Here is a 17,334-nt window from a genome sequence, read left to right on the forward strand (position 1 = left end):
ACAGAATGATAACTGTGCGAGATCCTTGTAACTTAGGTATAAACAACGCTTAGTATCATGGTGGAATATAACTTAACGAGCGTGTCACTAAATTACAAAGAACTTATGAAAGAAGTTTGTTATGAGCTTTTTTTCAAAGAATGCTTGCACTTTTTGCGGAAAAGAAGTTGGCTTTATCAAAGGCAAAAAGCTGAATGATGGAAATCATATCTGTAGTGAATGTGAGAAAAATTGCAGTGCATATATTGATGTTTCCAGGTACACAAAGGACTTCCTGACTGAGCATATGGAGTATATGCAGAAACAGGATAAGCTTTATAAATCTGAAGTTGAGCCACTCGGTAAGGGTGGTGTGAATAGGATCATCAATGCATATAACGGTATTATATTCATCGATTCAATAGATATGTTCGAAGCAATTACACCGAAATACAGCAAGAAAAATCAAAAAGAATTATTCAGGTATGATCAGATTAAAGACTTTGCTTATTATCAGGTAAAAAATAATTCTGATAGTGGTAAAAAGTATTCGGAGGTGGGGCTCGATATTTTTCTAAAGAGTGAATACACTGCTGATGGATTTAAGGATCCACTTCCTCCAAGCGGCAAGGTTCATCCTTATGTTGCTCTTATACGTATTTCTTTCGAAAAAGATACTGATGATGCTCTGGCTGCCGGTCGTGCAAAAGATCATCTAAATGAGTTGTTCGGAAGACCTAGCGAAACATTTGGTGGCAGCATTAAGGAAGCTTTCACGGGAACAGGACAGGAAAGAGCTGACATGAAGGCACAGGCAGAAACGGTTAAGGCTTTAGGTGGATTAGCAAAGTCGTTCTTGCAAAAAGATTCTGCTGCAGTAGGTCAAGCTCAGGAGAATCTTAAGATGAAAACTCAAGATGCAGTTTCCACTGCACTAGATTATGGCTCAAAATATACAGAGACTGCTGATGCTGCCGAAAGGCGTGCTTGGCAATGATCGCTCTCCTTGATATTTAGGCTGGATTGCAGGATGTGCCAATATGAAAGTAAATAAAAAACTGTTTGCCACAATAGCAATGTGTGCTTTATCTATATCCATCATACTCACCGGCTGCGGGGTAAAGACGGAGAGTATGTCCCACACATATGATGAGAATTATAAGGTGACTCTGGAAGTCCCAAAGGATCATGGTTATAAGTTTAATGATAATAAAAAGAAGTCGTTTGGGATGTATGATTATCATTATGATTTTTCGCTAAAAGGCGATAAGGCAGAATTATATTTTAGTATTGAGCCATATGTGTACAATACAAGCATTTATTTTCAGGACGAATACCCTGACCTTGATAAAGATAATCCTAACTTTGATGACTATTTGAAAGTATTAGAGAAGGGCAAAAAAGATTATAAGCTTGTTAAAATTGGTGGACGTAAGGCGGTGAGGTTTGAAGAGAGAGGGTATGTTGGGAAAGAAAAAGATAAGCTATTGGGCTATTTATATATCATTGACATACATCATGGCGATGGTGATAAGAAGCTTCAGGTTAAGGTGCTCCCTAAGGACAAAAAAACAGATGTTAAAAAGTTCATAGATGATGATGAAGTTACATGCATTATTGATTCAATCAAGTTTAAAAGCTTCAGTTAATCATAAGCAATAACTTAGAGTTATAGGCTGTGAAGTGTTGGAGAAAGCTGCTGTGGTCATTGAAACGTCATGACCATAGCAGCAATATATTTGTTACGCATGACCTTTCATTTGCAAGTATTAAAATTTTTACAAATTATTACGATTGTATCTGCAACTGTACGGGCACCTGCATTTTTGAGTATAAGGCTTTTAACCCTTGCAATACAAGCAGGGCTGTGGTATCATACAAAAGTTATTACGGACGGTCCTCTGGCGATGCAAGTAACGAGCTGCGTTTGAAGAAGAGACACGCTACGAACGTCTTTGAGAGGGAGGAGGAATAACGATGAACATTTTAGATCAGGTTACACAGGAATATAAGAAGAACGATGTTCCTGAATTTAACATCGGTGATACTGTAAGAGTACACGTTAAGATTGTCGAGGGCCAGAGAGAGAGAATTCAGGTATTCGAGGGATACGTACTCAAGAAGCAGAACGGCGGTATTTCGCAGACATTTACTGTAAGAAGACTTGCGCAGGGAATCGGTGTTGAGAAGACTTTCCCGATGCACTCACCTAAGGTTGACAAGATCGAGGTAGTTAAGAAGGGTCGTGTTAGAAGAGCTAAGCTTAATTACATGCGTGAGAGAACAGGTAAGGCTGCAAAAATCAAGAAAGCAAAGTAGCTTGGGCTTTACAAGCAGGGATAACGATGCATACCTCGGCAGATGCTGCGGTGTGCATTTTTCTTAAATGAAAACATCTTAGGTGATAACATGATTAGAAACATCAACTGGTATCCGGGTCACATGAAGAAGACTCGCGAGCTCATACAGGAGAATCTCAAAACAGTGGACCTTGTGGTTGAAATCGTGGATAGCAGAATCCCTTTATCGAGCCGCAATCCCATTATTGAGGAGCTCGTAGCGGGTAAAAAGCGTGTCGTGATCCTCGGTAAGTTCGACTTGGCCGATGAAAGCGTAACGATGGAGTGGAAAGCGTTTTTGGGTCGAAACGGTATCATCGCACTGCCAGTGGATTCCAGAAACGGTGATAATATAAAAGCATTTTATACGATACTGGATAAATATCAACAGGAGAGAGACAGGGAACGTGCTCTCAAGAGACCGCTGCGCATGATGATTGTCGGGGTTCCGAATGTCGGTAAATCATCTTTTATCAATCGCCTGATAGGTAGGAAGAGTGCAAAGACCGGCGATAGACCGGGTGTTACAAAAGGCAAACAGTGGGTAACGCTTGCCAACGGAATGCAGCTGCTCGACACGCCGGGAATTCTCTGGCCTAAGTTTGAAGAGCCCGGCGTTGGACTCAATCTGGCATTCTGCGGAAGCATAAAGGATGAGATTCTCAACGTGCAGGATCTTGCCTTTGAGCTTCTCAAGGTGTTGAGAGCGAATTATCCTGACGAGCTAATCGCGAGATATAAGCTGGATGGCTTGATGGATGACGATGAAGAGAAATATGACGAATATGGGGAGCCGATAAATCCCGTTTTGGCCGATATGGAGGCAATAGCCAAGAAGCGCGGATTCATGCTTTCCGGTGGACGCATTGACTACGAGAGAACCGGACGGGCCGTACTCGATGAATTTCGAGCGGGACTGATTGGCAAAATCTCTCTCGAGAGGCCTGAACACAGATAGATACGGATAGCTGGTGAGTTTATATGACTAAGCAAGAACGAGAAGAACGGAAGCTGCAGAGAATGAAGGAGCTCAAGCAGATAGAAGATGAACTCCATGCATCGGGTATAAAAAATATCGCGGGAATCGATGAGGTGGGAAGGGGTCCCCTCGCAGGCCCTGTGTATGCAGCCTGCGTGGTGCTGCCTGAAGAGTTCAATGTACCCGGGATAGATGATTCCAAAAAGGTCTCAGAAAAGCAGCGCGAGAAGCTCGACAGGCTGATTCGTGAGTCTGCAAAGTCTTATGGTATAGGGACTGCAACTGCACGAGAAATCGACGATCTCAACATCCTAAACGCCACTAAGCTGGCGATGCACAGGGCTATCATCGAGGTCAAGTCGAAGCTGGCAGAAGACGAGAAAATTGATATGCTGCTGGTTGATGCTGTCGACCTAAAGGAAGAGGGCATACCGGAGAAGGCTATCATAAGGGGAGATGCGACCTGCTATTCTATTGCAGCTGCTTCGATCGTTGCCAAGGTAGCGAGGGATTCATATATGAGGGAGATGGACGAGAAATATCCCGGCTATGCTTTTGCCAGCAACAAGGGATATGGAACAGCTGCTCATTACGAAGGCTTGCGCAGTGTCGGACTGTCCCCGATTCATAGGAAGTCTTTTCTTAGAAAATTTGAAGCGAGCGAGGGAAGCAAGGTGGGCAAGAAGCAGTTTTACGCAGTAAGGACAGGAAGAGTTCCCGGTATATACAGCACGTGGGATGAATGTAAGGCTCAGGTAGACGGATATTCCGGCGCAGAGTATAAGGGCTTTGCACGGCTGTCGGAGGCAGAAGCCTTTGTCGGCAGCGAAATATTGACTGCTATGGGAACTTCTCGTTCAAACTCATCGGCGACTGGGAACTCCCCTTCACGTGCTTCCGTTAATGATGGCGTAATCGCCTATGTTGATGGCAGCTATGATGTAGCAACCGGATATTATGCATCCGGAGCTGTAATTCTGACCGGAGATGAGAAGGTAGAGCTTAGCAAGCTCTACACTGATGAAGCAGGCGGCAAGCTTAGAAACGTTGCAGGCGAGATCAAAGGCGCAGAGCTTGCAATCGAGTACTGCCGTGAACACGGAATTGACAGCGTGACGATATACCACGATTATATGGGTGTCGGGAAGTGGGCCGATGACGAGTGGAAGGCTAATCTCGAGATGACCAGAGCTTACAAGGCGTATATCCGGAAGGCAAGACAGTCGATGAGCATCAGATTTATCAAGGTTAAGGGACATTCCGGTGATAGATACAATGACCTGGCAGATGCTTTAGCAAAGGCAGCCTTGGACAAATAGAATTTGTTCAGGCGGAGAACAATATGGAAAAATAAATTCATGACTATAGTATGATTGCTGTACTAAATGTTAAAACAGAGTGTAAATCGCTAAACATAAAAGTGTTATCACATAATTTTATGTTGTAACGTTTTTGTCGGTAAGCTTAAAGAATGTACTAATTCTTTTGTCGTTATGATATAATGATAAACGCTTTATGCGTCAAAAATGGAGGATACATTAGATATGCACACACTACTAAAAGGCGCGCCCGTAAGGGACGCCATCGACCGGGATATCATATCAAGGGTAGATTCATTGAAGAAGTCCGGCAATGTGCCTAAGATTGCCACTTTTAGAATTGGCGAGGACGACGGAGAGAAATATTACGAGGGAGCAATAATCAAGAGGGCGGCTAAATACGGCATCGAATGTGAATCTGTGGTGCTGGAAGAGGAAGTCGCTCAAGAAGCTGCAGAGAAGGAGCTGGCCAGGCTCAACGGGGATGACGCAACGTGCGGAATCATAATGCTGATGCCATTCCCCAAGACTATCGATAGCGAGAGAATGCGCTCGCTGTTAAGTCCGGCGAAGGACATAGATGCGATCACTGATGCGTCGTATGCAAAGCTTTTTGCAGATGATCCCGATGCTTTCTATGCGTGCACGGCTGAATCGTGTATGGAGATACTAAAGTTTTATGGAGTTGAACTAAAAGGTAAGCAGGTTACAATTATCGGTCGCAGCATGAGAGTTGGAAAACCGCTTATGCTCATGATGATGAACGCAAACGCAACGGTAACCGTATGCCACACGAGGACAACTGATGAGAATTTGAAAGAGGCGTGTGAGAGAGCTGATGTTGTAGTGCTGGCGACAGGGCAGATTGAATCCTACAGTCCGGAGCTGTTCCACGATAATCAGGTTATCATCGATGTTGGAACGGGTACAGGTAAGGATGGGAAGCTTGCCGGCGACTTCGATTCCGGGGCACTTGATAAGCCCGGTATGCCAAGCTCGCTGAACTACTCCCCTGTTCCGGGAGGCGTAGGTACAGTTACTACAGCACTACTGCTTCGCAATATCGTAAAAGCTGCAGAGCTCGGAAAGTGATTTTACAAATACGTCTTGAAGCAATATTGACGTTCTAGAGAGATTCGCGCTTCGTGCATTTGATCGAAACGCTTATGAGGGAATATGAATATTACCAACGAGATAATCAGCCCTGAGAGACTGAGTGAGAATAAGCTTGAACTGGTACGCGATGAGGAAGCCTTTTTCAAGGAGATTGCGGATATAAGGCTTGAGTATGAGGCAGCCATAAAGGAGATATCGACTAAGCTCGAGATTCTCGACGATGATTTTAAGCAGCACGATGATCACGGACCTATCCACCATATCCAGTACAGACTCAAATCTGTCAACAGCATGTTCGACAAGGCCGTAAGATACGGCATAGAGGATCCGCTTAACAATCTCGAAGAAATCAGGAGCCGGATATATGACATTGCAGGCGTGCGAGTTGTGTGCAACTACAGGGATGACATATACGTGCTGTCCAATCTGCTTCTCAAGCAAGAAGATATCAAGCTGATTAGAATCAAGGACTACAGCTCCAATCCTAAGGAAAGCGGTTACAGGAGTCTGCATGTAGTAATATCTGTACCGGTATTCCTTGTAAATGAAAAAGTTTCAATTCCTGTTGAGATACAGTTCCGAAGCATTGCCATGGATACGTGGGCAAGCTTGGAGCATGAACTCAAATATAAGAACGAAGGCGAGTTGAGTGAGAATGTGCAGACTAAGCTCAAGGTGTGCGCTGAAATTCTTGCAGATGTCGACAATAGGATGGAGAATATCAGGCATGAGGTGTTCTTCACGGAATAACATGATTGTTGCTGCAGGTTCGGTAGTAATTACAGGATGTGCAGAGCTTTATGTTTATGCTTGAGAAACTCGCGGCATCATGCTCATATCGCTCATAATGCGGGCGCTTATGGCAAATCATAATTATTTATTATATAGGAGCTAAGAATGGGTAAAAATCTTGCTAAAACTTACGATCCGAAGAATTTTGAGGATCGTATTTATGAGATGTGGGAGGACAAGGGTGCTTTCAATGCAGAGGTGGACAGTGATAAGAAGCCTTTCTGCATCGTTATGCCGCCGCCAAACATCACAGGGCAGCTTCACATGGGACACGCATTAGACCAGACTCTTCAGGATATCCTGACTAGGTGGAGAAGAATGCAGGGATACAGCGCATTATGGCTACCGGGCAGTGACCATGCCAGTATCGCAACAGAGGTTAAGGTTAACAACGCTATTCACGAGGAGACAGGTAAGGATAAGAAGGATATAGGAAGAGAGGCCTTCCTTGAACGCGCTTGGAAATGGAAAGAGGAGTATGGCGGACACATTACCAGGCAATGTCGTAAGCTTGGAGATTCCTGCGATTGGCGCAGAGAGCGTTTTACGATGGACGAGGGCTGCAATAAGGCAGTAACCGAGTTCTTTATCAGGCTGTATGAAAAGGGTATGATCTATAAGGGTAACAGACTTGTCAACTGGTGCCCCGACTGCATGACTACTCTGTCTGATGCAGAGGTAGATCACGAAGATGTACAGGGCAAGTATTGGTACTTCCATTATCCGGCGAAGGATGGCGGTGAAGGCATTACAGTTGCAACTTCCAGGCCGGAGACTATGTTCGGAGATGTCGCAATCGCTGTAAATCCTGACGATGAGAGATATGCGGAATTGGTAGGCAAGACCGTAATACTGCCTATTGTCGGAAGAGAGATTCCGATTATAACCGATGAATACCCTGATCCCGAGAAGGGAACAGGTGCTGTTAAAATCACCCCGGCGCACGACGCCAACGACTTCCTGGTAGGTCAGAGACACGGTCTTGAGATTATGTCGTGTATGAATGATGATGCTACTATGAATGAGCTCGCTGGCAAATATGAGGGCATGGATAGATATGAGTGTCGTAGGGAGTGGGTCCGCGACCTCGAGGAGGCGGGCTTCCTGGTTAAGGTAGAGGAGCTGACTATTCCTGTAGGTAAGTGCTACAGATGTCATAATGCTATCGAGCCTAAGCTGTCCGATCAGTGGTTCGTAAGGATGGAGGAGCCGGCAAAGCCCGCAGTCGAGGCGGCTAAGTCGGGCAGGCTCAAGCACGTGCCTGAAAGATTTGAGAAGAATTACCTCAACTGGCTAAATGATATTCACGACTGGTGTATCTCGAGACAGCTGTGGTGGGGACACAGAATACCTGCTTACTACTGTGATGACTGCGATGAGGTAGTTGTCGGACGTGAGATTCCAAGCGTGTGCCCTAAATGCGGCGGCGCTCATTTTCATCAGGATGAGGATGTGCTAGATACGTGGTTCAGCTCCGGCCTGTGGCCTTTCTCGACACTTGGCTGGCCTGACAAGACGCCGGAGCTGGAGTATTTTTATCCGACTTCGGTTCTCGTAACCGGATATGACATACTTTTCTTCTGGGTCATCAGGATGGTGTTCTCAGCATGCGAGATCATGGAAGAACCTCCATTCGAGTATGTGTTCCTGCACGGCCTGGTTAGAGATGAGCAGGGACGCAAGATGAGTAAGTCGCTCGGCAACGGAATTGATCCGCTTGAGGTTATCGATAAGGTTGGGGCAGATGCTCTCAGATTCATGCTTATCACAGGTATTACTCCTGGAAATGACACCAGGTTCATCTGGGACAGGCTCGAATCCTCGCGCAACTTCGCTAACAAGCTGTGGAACGCATCGAGATTTACAATCATGAATCTGCAGGACGATAACGGCAATCTGTTGCCAATGGCAAGCGCAGAGACGTCAGCCCTGAGAGATGAGGATAAATGGATTATTTCTCGTGTTAACGAAGCTGTACAGGATATCACCAACTCGCTTGAAAAGTTCGAGCTGGGACTCGCGGGGCAGAAGGTATACGAGATCATCTGGGATGAGTATTGCGATTGGTATATAGAGCTGGTCAAGGCCAGGCTGTGGGGAGATGACGAGCAGGATAAGGCTACAGCAAGATTTATACTGCAGAGCGTACTCAAGGACCTGCTCAAGCTGCTTCACCCATTCATGCCATTCATAACAGAGGAGATATGGGGATATCTGCCGGCAGATAAGGCGACAGACAACAATGACAATCTGCTGATAAAGGCTGCTTGGCCTGAATACGACACATCCAAGGTATATGCTGATTCTGTAGCTAAAATCGAGACTGCCAAGGAGATAATCAAGGCTATCAGAAATGCCAGAACCGAGGTTGATGCTGCACCAAGCCGCAAACTCAATTTGATTATCAAGACCGATACTTTAAATGATACTATTGAGGCAGTGGCAGCGCACATACAGAAGATTGCCAACGTTGTAGATATAGAGATAGCCGAAACTGATGCAGCTGCACCTGACGATGCGGTATCGGCAGTATTCAGCGGTGGAGAGATTCTAATCCCTCTGGCAGAACTGGTCGACTTTGAGGCTGAGCGTGAGAGACTTCAGAAGGAAAAGAAGAGACTGGAGGGCGAAGTTGCACGTGTAGATAAGAAGCTTGCAAATGCAGGCTTCGTAGCAAAGGCACCGGCTGCAGTTGTTGAAGAGGAAAAGCAGAAGGGCGAAAAGTATCGCGAGATGCTTGAAACTGTGAATAACAGACTTGAGTCCATGGGGGCAACAAGTGTCAAATAAAGCTAGTGAGGCTGTCATACAGCGTATCCGGGATATGACAGCCAAGAAAGGTCCGATCGGACTCAAGCGAATGAGGCGACTGCTGGTGTTACTTGGGCACCCGGAGGAGCACATGAGTGTTGTACATGTGGCCGGAACCAATGGCAAGGGTTCAGTGTGCCAGTTTACGGCCTCTATGCTGCGAGCAGCGGGATATTCCGTAGGGGTATTTACTTCACCGCACGTGATGGAATACAACGAGAGGTTCGAGATAGATAGACACTATATCAGCGACGACGACTTCTGCCGTATTGCAGACTGCGTCATGTCATATGCTGAACAGCTCTACGGCGAAGGCTACGGCTACCTGGCTGAGTTTGAGATACTTACAGCTACAGCGTTGCTGTATTTTAAAGAGCAAGCTCCTGATATAGTGATACTCGAGTCGGGTATCGGCGGTAGGATAGATATGACAAATGTCATTTCTGAACCGTTGGTTACCGTGATAACAGAGATAGGCTTCGACCACGTGGGAATGCTCGGGGATACGCTGGCAGAGATTGCGGTTGCTAAGGCCGGCATTATCAAGAACGGTGTTCCGATCGTATCTGAATCAACTGAATCAGAGGCTAAGGAAGTAATAATTCGTACCGCGGAAGAGAAGCATGCTGAGTTTATAGATGCTTCGCTGGCTGAGTATAGGATTACGAATTACGCGGAGCCGATGGGGTTCAATTTTGCATTTGAAGGAAGCGATAACAGCTCTGGATGCAATATCAGAATGGATGACGTCAGGATAGGCCTAATAGGCGAGCATCAGGTCAGAAATGCGATCACTGCTATACTGGCTGTAGAGAGCATGAGGGCCAGAGGCTGCGTTGAGATAGATGAGCAGCAGATGAGGCAAGGACTCATGGCTGCAAGGAATATGGGGCGCTTTGAGATACTCAATAGCGATCCGTATGTGGTAATAGATGGGGCGCACAACACGCAAGGCTTACAGGCTGCTGTGGATGCGCTGGTGGAATTAAGAGGGACGATATTTAAGGACAAGAGGATACTGACAATCTTCGGTTGCTTTGCAGATAAGGAGCATCAGAAAATGTCTGAGATATTGAAGGCGGGACTTAGAGCAGCTGGATGTGGTGAAGTTATTGCTACGGAACCGGTCAGTCCGAGGGCGCTTCCTGCTGAGATGCTCAAGTCGGAGCTCGAAGATGAGGGCATCGCTGTTACAGCTATCGGCGATGATGAGACAGCCTTTGAGAGAGCGATGGCGTCCGGATATGACGTTATACTCTTTTTAGGATCAATATATCTTATAGGAGATATACGAATTTTTTTCAATCGAAAGGACGGGTAAATTAATGTTTGACAGAAACGGCTACGATGACAGCAGATATAACCTGGATAATATCGCTGAAATTGCTAAGACTTCCCCAACTGTTGCTGCTCTGGTTGAGAAGGAGTACAACAGACAGAAGAACAATGTGGAGCTGATCGCATCCGAGAACTACTGTTCAGAGGCTGTTCTCGCTGCATGCGGAAGCTGCTTATCCTGGAAGTATGCAGAGGGATACCCTGCAAAGCCGGTTGCCAGGCACTCGGGGAACAAGGGCAGATACTACGGTGGTACAAGGTACGTAGACGAGCTGGAGGAGTACTGCTGTGATAAGTGGAGAGGAGTATTCCACACTGATTATCACGTAAATGTTCAGCCACACAGTGGTTCACAGGCTAATTTCGCTGCCTACAATGCAGTGCTGGAGCAGGGAGACACAATTCTATCACTCAACCTGGACAACGGTGGACACCTCACCCACGGTTCATCCGTGAACTTCAGCGGAAAGTTCTTTGACGTACACTTCTACAACGTAGATGACAACGGATATATAGACATGGCAGACCTGGAGCATAAGGCGAACGAGCTTCATCCTAAGCTCATCCTCACAGGAGCAAGCGCTTACTCCAGAATAATCGATTTCGAGAAGTTTGCCGAGATAGCTAAGAGTGTTGGAGCACTGTTCATGGTGGACATGGCTCACATCGCCGGATTAGTGGCAGGTGAGGCACATCCTTCCCCGTTTGGATATGCTGATATCATCACAACTACAACTCACAAGACTCTAAGAGGACCAAGAGGCGGTATGATCTTCTGCAGAGAAGAGCTCGCCAAGAAGATTGACAGCGCTGTATTCCCATTCTCACAGGGCGGTCCGCTCGAGCACATCATCGCCGGAAAGGCAGTATGCGCTGAGGAAGCTCTCAGACCGGAGTTCAAGGAGTACGCGGCACAGGTAGTTAAGAACTGCGCAGCTTTTGCTGATGAGTTCCTCAAGCTGGGATACAATATCGTTACCGGAGGAACAGACAATCACGTGTTCCTGATAGACCTGTCCGACAAGAATTTCTCGGGTAAGGACCTGCAGAATGCTTGTGACGAGGTTGGTATCACCCTAAATAAGAATTGCGTTCCTAACGAGAAGCGTTCTCCAATGCAGACAAGCGGCGTTAGAGTCGGAACAGCTCCGATGACCACAAGAGGTTTTGTAGAGGACGACTTTAGAGAGGTTGTTCACAGAATCGATGAAGTAGTCACGAGACTTGAGGCTGAGAAGGCAGCAGAAGAGAAATAACTGATAGTCTTCAATAATTAATTTAATTAGCATACCCCCGGATTTGTTGATATACAAATTCGGGTATTGTATAATCAAAAAAAGAGCATTAAGGAGGACAATTCCATGGTTAAATTATTGGTAGGACACAAAGGTAAGGGTAAGACCAAGAAAATGATCGAGTTGGCAAATTGCTGCGTCGAGGAAACCAAGGGGAGCACCGTATTCATAAACAAGAATTCAAGACTTATCTATGATTTAGACTACAAGATTCGAGTTATCTGCATGGAGGATTTCGTTCATATCACTAACGAAGATGAGTACATCGGATTTCTATTCGGAATTATTAGCTCGGACAACGATATACAAACAATATTCTTGGATGGCATCATGAGACACGCAGACTTCTCACTTGAGATACTTCCAAGCTTCATATCAAAGATTAAGGACATCTCGAAGGATTATGGCATCGACTTTGTTATCAGTATCAGCGCTGAACTCGAGGAGATGATCGGAGTTAACTTCGATGGAGTAGAGGTTCTTAATTAATTTGTGAACAGCTATAAAAACAACCTAATCAGCTGCTTAAGCCGACTAGGTTGTTTTTTTTTATTATTCCCGTTGCTGCGAAAAAATATATTGCGCTTTAGGCAGCTGAATCAATATAGATTGTTAATATCTCTGATTAAAGCATCGACGTCTTCCTGCGATGTGTACCAGGCAGTACATAGGCGCATGCACTTGTGATTTTCATCCACGTTCTCAATTTCCGACAGCAGGTATTTACCGTTTAGTGCCGCAATCTGCTCGTCCGACAGAATGAAGAACTGTTGGTTGGTTGGGCTGTCCACGGCAACCTCCACACCGCGTGCAAGCATTGCTTCTTTGACCTGAAGTGCCATCTTGACTGCGGGTGATGCAATCTCAGTATATAAATCATCTTTAATCAGAGTGTAGAACTGCAGTCCCAGCAGCCAACCCTTGGCGAGCAGCGCGCCGTGCTGTTTCTGATAGCTGAAGAAATGGGGCTTGAGCTCATCGTTCACAATGGCAATCGCTTCTCCCATCAATGCACCGCACTTTGTACCGCCAATATAGAAAACATCGCAGTTGTGTGCCAGGCACTCGAGATTAACATCGTTTGCCGGAGATGCCAAAGCATAGCTAAGTCTGGCGCCATCGACAAAGAGATAGAAACCGCAGTCTTGGCATACACTATATATCTCTTCAAGCTCCGATCTGCTATACAGCATACCCAGCTCGTTAGGCTGCGAAATATACACCATCTTGGGCTCGACTACGTGACCGGGAGTTGGATTATTTTCGTTTAGCCGACCTTCCTCTCTGACCTGAGCGGCAGTTATTTTGCCATCCTTGGAAGGGAGAGCGATTACCTTATGCCCGGTGTACTCAATAGCACCGGCCTCATGAACGTTGATGTGACCCGTATCGGCGGCAATCACTCCTTCAAAGCTTCTGAGCGCTATGTCAATAATCGTCATATTAGTTTGTGTTCCTCCCACGAGATAGTGAACATCGGCTGTAGGGCTTCCCGTCGCCCTCCTTATTTCAGCTGTAGCTCGCTTGCACCATGTGTCTAATCCATAGCCGGTGTGTGAGTTTTTTGCATCCTGGGTTAGCACATCTAAAATTACGGGGTGGGCGCTTTTGCTGTAGTCGTTGTCGAATTTGATCATGACGGTACCTCTTGATTTATTTGATCCGGGGTTGAATTATATAGTATAAGCATGTTTACTTGCGGTGGGTATTTTCCCACTCCCTGATAGCCTCTCTAGCGCATTTGTCGTCATCCTGTGGTACATTTACGCCGTTTATGTGCTGATACTTGTCATCTCCTAGTCCGATGATTGCAATCATGTCTCCGGATTCGGAATGTGTGATGGCATAGTGGATAGCCTCAGGTCTATATTCAATAACCATGTACCTGCCGCCGGTTGGCTCAAGACCGGATTTTACACCTTCGAGTATGGTCTCAAATGGTTCAAACCTGTTGTGCTCCGTCGTTATAATCGAGAAGTCGGCATATTTACCTGCTGATTCGCCCATCCCGATTCTTCTCTGAATATCCCTGTTCCCGCCTGCTCCAAATACGCACACAAGGCGTTTAGGCTTATATGCCCTGAGAGCTTTGAGAACAGCTCTTGTGCTCTCTCTGGTATGTGCGGAATCGATGCACACGCTTAGCTCCTCCGTGCGGTATATCATGTCAACTCTGCCGTTAATATGGATGTGCGATAGAGCCTCCTTTGCAGCTGAAGCCGGCAAGCCCAGTGCGTCAACAGCTGCTATTGTAGCCGCTGCGTTGAGAGCCGCAAACTCGCCGGGCATATTTACGTATACTTCATCATCAAGCTTGCCTGAAAGGTTGAATTCTTCACCTATCAGCCCGTTGCGCTCTCTTGTTCTCTGTTTGCCGATTACATAATCCGGAGTGCTTCCGAGCTTGGCTGTCGCAGCGTGTGTATCATCGTGCCCGACAGTTATCAGCTCGCATGTCGCTTCCTTGACTACAAAATCAATGTTTTTATCGTCCAGGTTCACGACTCCCTGTCTGCACTGTCTCAGCAGCAAGCTCTTGCAATATGCATAATTTTCAAAGGTAGGGTGCTCGTCAGTTCCCACATGATCGCCATGCTGCACGTTGAGGAACACCCCTACATCAAAGGTGATCATATCTGTCCGGTGCTGCATGAGACCCTGAGATGAACATTCGATGACTGCGTACTCGATGCCTTTAGATACCATCAGAGCTAGAAACCTCTGCAGCTGATCGGAATCGGGGGTAGTATTGGCAACCTCGAGGATCTCATCGCCGAGATTTACTCCGTTAGAACCGATTGAGCCGGCCTTGCAGCCAGCCTCCCTGAGTGCAGCCGTAATCATTGTTGCAACAGTAGTTTTGCCCTTTGAGCCGGTAACTCCGACTAGTCTGAGCTTTTCGGCCGGATAGCCGTAAAACGCAGCGGCAACGACAGCCTTGGCGTGTCTAGTGTCGGAAACTGCAACGACAGGAGAAGATATATTTGACAGACTTAGTTCATAGGCCTTATCGACGATGATAAGGGAAGGGTGTCCTGCGTCAATCTGTTCAAGAGCGTCGTGCGAATCAAACACAGCGCCGCGAATGCATACAAATATATCGCCTTGCTTAACGTGCCTGCTGTCAAAGCACAGCCCGGTTACGTCCTGATCGAGTTTTCCCTGCAGCAGCTTATATTCTAATCTTGAAGTTATTTCGTTAGTATTCATCTTTCCTCCGGATTCCCTGCAAAATGGGGATTTATAACACTTAATTATATCCTTAATTAGTTAATTTTCCAATACGTATGGTATAATAACCGATATTTACATACGGCATGATAAACGGTATTTACATGATATCGTATACGACCGGGAGGAGAGAGGTAAAGCGAATTTTCTGCAATACTGCTTAGAACTTCACTGCCGCCGATATCAGGGAAATTCCGACAGCGAGAGTGGATAAGTAGCGGCAGATAAGATTACTCATTGTAATTTGTGGTGTTTTAATAAGAACATGGCATATGTATTGAAAGAATATACAAAAAATGCTACAGTTAGAGATAGTTAAGTCATTGCATTGTAGATAATTATTAAGAAAAGGGTGTAGTAATGAAAGATAAAATTTATCTAAACGATAATGAAGTCATTCTGAACTTTGATCTGGTATACCCGGAATCCAGGCTCGATGTTGTTAAGTCTAAGGCATTCAAGGTATTCCTGGAGAATTATATAATCTATCTCGCCGAATACGATACGAAGCTGTATGATTGGGCGATTCAGGGCAATTCACCGGCAAGGGCTCTTGATGCGCTATCTACATTTGCACGTCAGACTCTCGTGTTCAATGCGGAGGAGATTGATTCGCCTTATATAAAGGATAGAGCGACTGCGTTGCAGTTCGTAGAAGGTATCTATGATTTCTGGAAGGCTCATGAGAGATATTCTGTCACAACAGATAAGAGAAGAGAGTCCAACTCGACGACCTTTGTAAAGGCTGATTCGGCACACAACCAGTTGATTATGGCAACCTTTAGACGCATCGAGGAGACTCTGATGGGTCGTGCAAATAAAATATATCGGCAGCAGCCGGCAGGTACGAACGCTGCACTTGCGCTGTATAGAAATGAGTCATTCAAGCTTGGAGCTCGTTACGATGCGCTGCGCAAGGTTAAGTTCATCGACTCCGTAATGCTGCGTACTCCAATGATTCTTCATCCCAAGTCGAACAAGCGTGAGTGGGCATTCGAACAGGTATATGAGAATCCTCTGGATACCTTTAAAGGCGACAGCGACGAGTTTTTCTGCTTCCCGGCTAAAGTAGGAGACCTGACGGTATTCGTGTACTTCCACAGAGATTTCATGTCCAACGGTGTGTCGCTGGCTAACCTGTTTGAGCTGGCATCCAAGAGGGAAGCATCCAGGAAGCCGGACTGCGTGCTGCTCTTTGGTAATGATGACGGCAAAAATGCCTGCACATTCTACCACGATGATGAAGAGGACATCTGGGTCGGATCGGTAACGTACAGTGAAAAGATTTCGTACTTTGGATATATGAAGAAGACGGTGTTGACGCTTCACAACGTCGCTATGATGCAGAAGGGATGGCTACCGATTCACGGAGCGTTTGTAAATATCACGCTTAAGAACGGCAAGAAGAAGGGCATATGTCTGATGGGAGATTCCGGAGCCGGAAAATCCGAGACTATCGAGGCGCTCAAATCGCTCGGCAATGAGAAGATTAAGAATATCGAAGTCGTATTTGATGATATGGGAACCTTTCATCTTGAAGACGACGAGGTATATGCAAAGGGAACTGAAATCGGTGCGTTCGTAAGACTGGACGATCTTGATCCGGGAACTCCATACCGCGATATGAACAGGGCTATATTCTTTAACCCCGATCTATCCAACGCAAGAGTAATAACTCCCGCTGCGCCGTATGCAGTTGTAACTGACAACCACCATGTTGACCTGTTTGCTTACGCAAACAACTACGATGAGGAGCTCGGACTGCACAGGTTTGAAAACCTTGAGGATGTCAAGAAGGTATTTGTAGAGGGAAAGAGAATGGCGAAGGGGACAACTCAGGAGATCGGCTTATCGACTACTTACTTCGCTAACCCGTTCGGACCTATGCAGCAGCAGGATATATGCGATCCTATCATTGATAAGGTGTACGATCGTCTGAAGCAGAACGGTGTGTTTATCGGTGAGATTTACACTCATCTCGGTAGAGATCCTGAGGACAGAGACAGCATCGTCAAGGGGGCACAGGAGCTGCTAAAGTTTATCGAGGAGAACTAAGGCTTATATATGGCGTCGTACCCGGTTAGATTAAAGCCGCAAAGCTATATAGTCCGGCAAAAGCCGGATGGTGATATAGA

14 protein-coding genes are annotated in these 17,334 nt (G+C 46.0%); 12 read left to right on the top strand and 2 right to left on the bottom strand.

What is annotated here, in order from left to right:
* Positions 1-121 precede the first annotated feature (121 nt).
* From HMPREF1152_RS05065 to HMPREF1152_RS05120, 11 genes are all read left to right on the top strand, one after another.
* Positions 122-976, top strand: coding sequence for a hypothetical protein (locus HMPREF1152_RS05065; RefSeq protein WP_009644126.1), 855 nt, complete (start codon positions 122-124; stop codon positions 974-976).
* 43 nt (positions 977-1,019) lie between these two features.
* Complete coding sequence (locus HMPREF1152_RS05070; RefSeq protein ID WP_009644047.1) at positions 1,020-1,628, top strand: hypothetical protein; 609 nt, start codon at positions 1,020-1,022, stop codon at positions 1,626-1,628.
* Between the two features lie 328 nt (positions 1,629-1,956).
* Complete coding sequence (rplS, locus tag HMPREF1152_RS05075) at positions 1,957-2,298, top strand: 50S ribosomal protein L19 (RefSeq protein ID WP_009644059.1); 342 nt, start codon at positions 1,957-1,959, stop codon at positions 2,296-2,298.
* Between the two features lie 90 nt (positions 2,299-2,388).
* Entirely contained in the window at positions 2,389-3,276 is an 888-nt protein-coding gene (gene ylqF / locus HMPREF1152_RS05080) for a ribosome biogenesis GTPase YlqF (protein ID WP_009644094.1), read from the top strand.
* A gap of 23 nt (positions 3,277-3,299) precedes the next feature.
* Positions 3,300-4,616, top strand: coding sequence for a ribonuclease HII (locus HMPREF1152_RS09875; protein ID WP_009644062.1), 1,317 nt, complete (start codon positions 3,300-3,302; stop codon positions 4,614-4,616).
* 225 nt (positions 4,617-4,841) lie between these two features.
* Positions 4,842-5,708, top strand: coding sequence for a bifunctional 5,10-methylenetetrahydrofolate dehydrogenase/5,10-methenyltetrahydrofolate cyclohydrolase (locus HMPREF1152_RS05095; protein ID WP_009644080.1), 867 nt, complete (start codon positions 4,842-4,844; stop codon positions 5,706-5,708).
* Between the two features lie 84 nt (positions 5,709-5,792).
* Entirely contained in the window at positions 5,793-6,482 is a 690-nt protein-coding gene (locus HMPREF1152_RS05100) for a GTP pyrophosphokinase (protein ID WP_009644068.1), read from the top strand.
* Positions 6,483-6,629: 147 nt separating this feature from the next.
* Positions 6,630-9,314, top strand: a complete 2,685-nt coding sequence (locus HMPREF1152_RS05105; RefSeq protein WP_009644155.1) for a valine--tRNA ligase — start codon at positions 6,630-6,632, stop codon at positions 9,312-9,314.
* On the top strand, positions 9,304-10,656 hold the full coding sequence (locus tag HMPREF1152_RS05110) for a bifunctional folylpolyglutamate synthase/dihydrofolate synthase (protein WP_009644065.1): 1,353 nt from the start codon (positions 9,304-9,306) through the stop codon (positions 10,654-10,656). The genes HMPREF1152_RS05105 and HMPREF1152_RS05110 overlap by 11 nt, the downstream gene beginning before the upstream one ends.
* 4 nt (positions 10,657-10,660) lie before the next feature.
* Entirely contained in the window at positions 10,661-11,929 is a 1,269-nt protein-coding gene (glyA, locus tag HMPREF1152_RS05115) for a serine hydroxymethyltransferase (protein ID WP_009644067.1), read from the top strand.
* Between the two features lie 105 nt (positions 11,930-12,034).
* Entirely contained in the window at positions 12,035-12,457 is a 423-nt protein-coding gene (locus tag HMPREF1152_RS05120) for a hypothetical protein (protein WP_009644140.1), read from the top strand.
* A 110-nt stretch (positions 12,458-12,567) separates the two neighbouring features.
* Here the strand turns inward: HMPREF1152_RS05120 and HMPREF1152_RS05125 are convergent, their stop codons facing one another.
* Both HMPREF1152_RS05125 and HMPREF1152_RS05130 read right to left on the bottom strand, forming a co-directional pair.
* Positions 12,568-13,605, bottom strand: coding sequence for a threonine aldolase family protein (locus tag HMPREF1152_RS05125; RefSeq protein ID WP_009644131.1), 1,038 nt, complete (start codon positions 13,603-13,605; stop codon positions 12,568-12,570).
* 55 nt (positions 13,606-13,660) lie between these two features.
* The gene (locus HMPREF1152_RS05130; RefSeq protein WP_009644099.1) at positions 13,661-15,178 is read right to left on the bottom strand and encodes a Mur ligase family protein; all 1,518 of its coding nucleotides are present in this window, start codon (positions 15,176-15,178) and stop codon (positions 13,661-13,663) included.
* A gap of 381 nt (positions 15,179-15,559) precedes the next feature.
* On the opposite strand from HMPREF1152_RS05130, the gene HMPREF1152_RS05135 reads away from it, so the two are divergent.
* Positions 15,560-17,254 (top strand): hypothetical protein, encoded by a 1,695-nt coding sequence (locus HMPREF1152_RS05135; RefSeq protein WP_009644121.1) that lies wholly within the window; start codon positions 15,560-15,562, stop codon positions 17,252-17,254.
* Positions 17,255-17,334 lie beyond the last annotated feature (80 nt).

The sequence above is a fragment of the Mogibacterium sp. CM50 genome (assembly GCF_000293155.1).
Taxonomy (GTDB): domain Bacteria; phylum Bacillota; class Clostridia; order Peptostreptococcales; family Anaerovoracaceae; genus Mogibacterium; species Mogibacterium timidum.

Bases quoted from the DNA above. Each gene is read 5' to 3' on its own strand.
- HMPREF1152_RS05135 (WP_009644121.1), top strand. From the start codon at position 15,560: ATGAAAGATAAAATTTATCTAAACGATAATGAAGTCATTCTGAACTTT.
- glyA (WP_009644067.1), top strand. From the start codon at position 10,661: ATGTTTGACAGAAACGGCTACGATGACAGCAGATATAACCTGGATAAT.
- HMPREF1152_RS05125 (WP_009644131.1), bottom strand. From the start codon at position 13,605: ATGATCAAATTCGACAACGACTACAGCAAAAGCGCCCACCCCGTAATT.
- HMPREF1152_RS09875 (WP_009644062.1), top strand. From the start codon at position 3,300: ATGACTAAGCAAGAACGAGAAGAACGGAAGCTGCAGAGAATGAAGGAG.
- HMPREF1152_RS05105 (WP_009644155.1), top strand. From the start codon at position 6,630: ATGGGTAAAAATCTTGCTAAAACTTACGATCCGAAGAATTTTGAGGAT.
- HMPREF1152_RS05120 (WP_009644140.1), top strand. From the start codon at position 12,035: ATGGTTAAATTATTGGTAGGACACAAAGGTAAGGGTAAGACCAAGAAA.
- HMPREF1152_RS05130 (WP_009644099.1), bottom strand. From the start codon at position 15,178: ATGAATACTAACGAAATAACTTCAAGATTAGAATATAAGCTGCTGCAG.
- ylqF (WP_009644094.1), top strand. From the start codon at position 2,389: ATGATTAGAAACATCAACTGGTATCCGGGTCACATGAAGAAGACTCGC.
- HMPREF1152_RS05065 (WP_009644126.1), top strand. From the start codon at position 122: ATGAGCTTTTTTTCAAAGAATGCTTGCACTTTTTGCGGAAAAGAAGTT.
- rplS (WP_009644059.1), top strand. From the start codon at position 1,957: ATGAACATTTTAGATCAGGTTACACAGGAATATAAGAAGAACGATGTT.
- HMPREF1152_RS05100 (WP_009644068.1), top strand. From the start codon at position 5,793: ATGAATATTACCAACGAGATAATCAGCCCTGAGAGACTGAGTGAGAAT.
- HMPREF1152_RS05095 (WP_009644080.1), top strand. From the start codon at position 4,842: ATGCACACACTACTAAAAGGCGCGCCCGTAAGGGACGCCATCGACCGG.
- HMPREF1152_RS05070 (WP_009644047.1), top strand. From the start codon at position 1,020: ATGAAAGTAAATAAAAAACTGTTTGCCACAATAGCAATGTGTGCTTTA.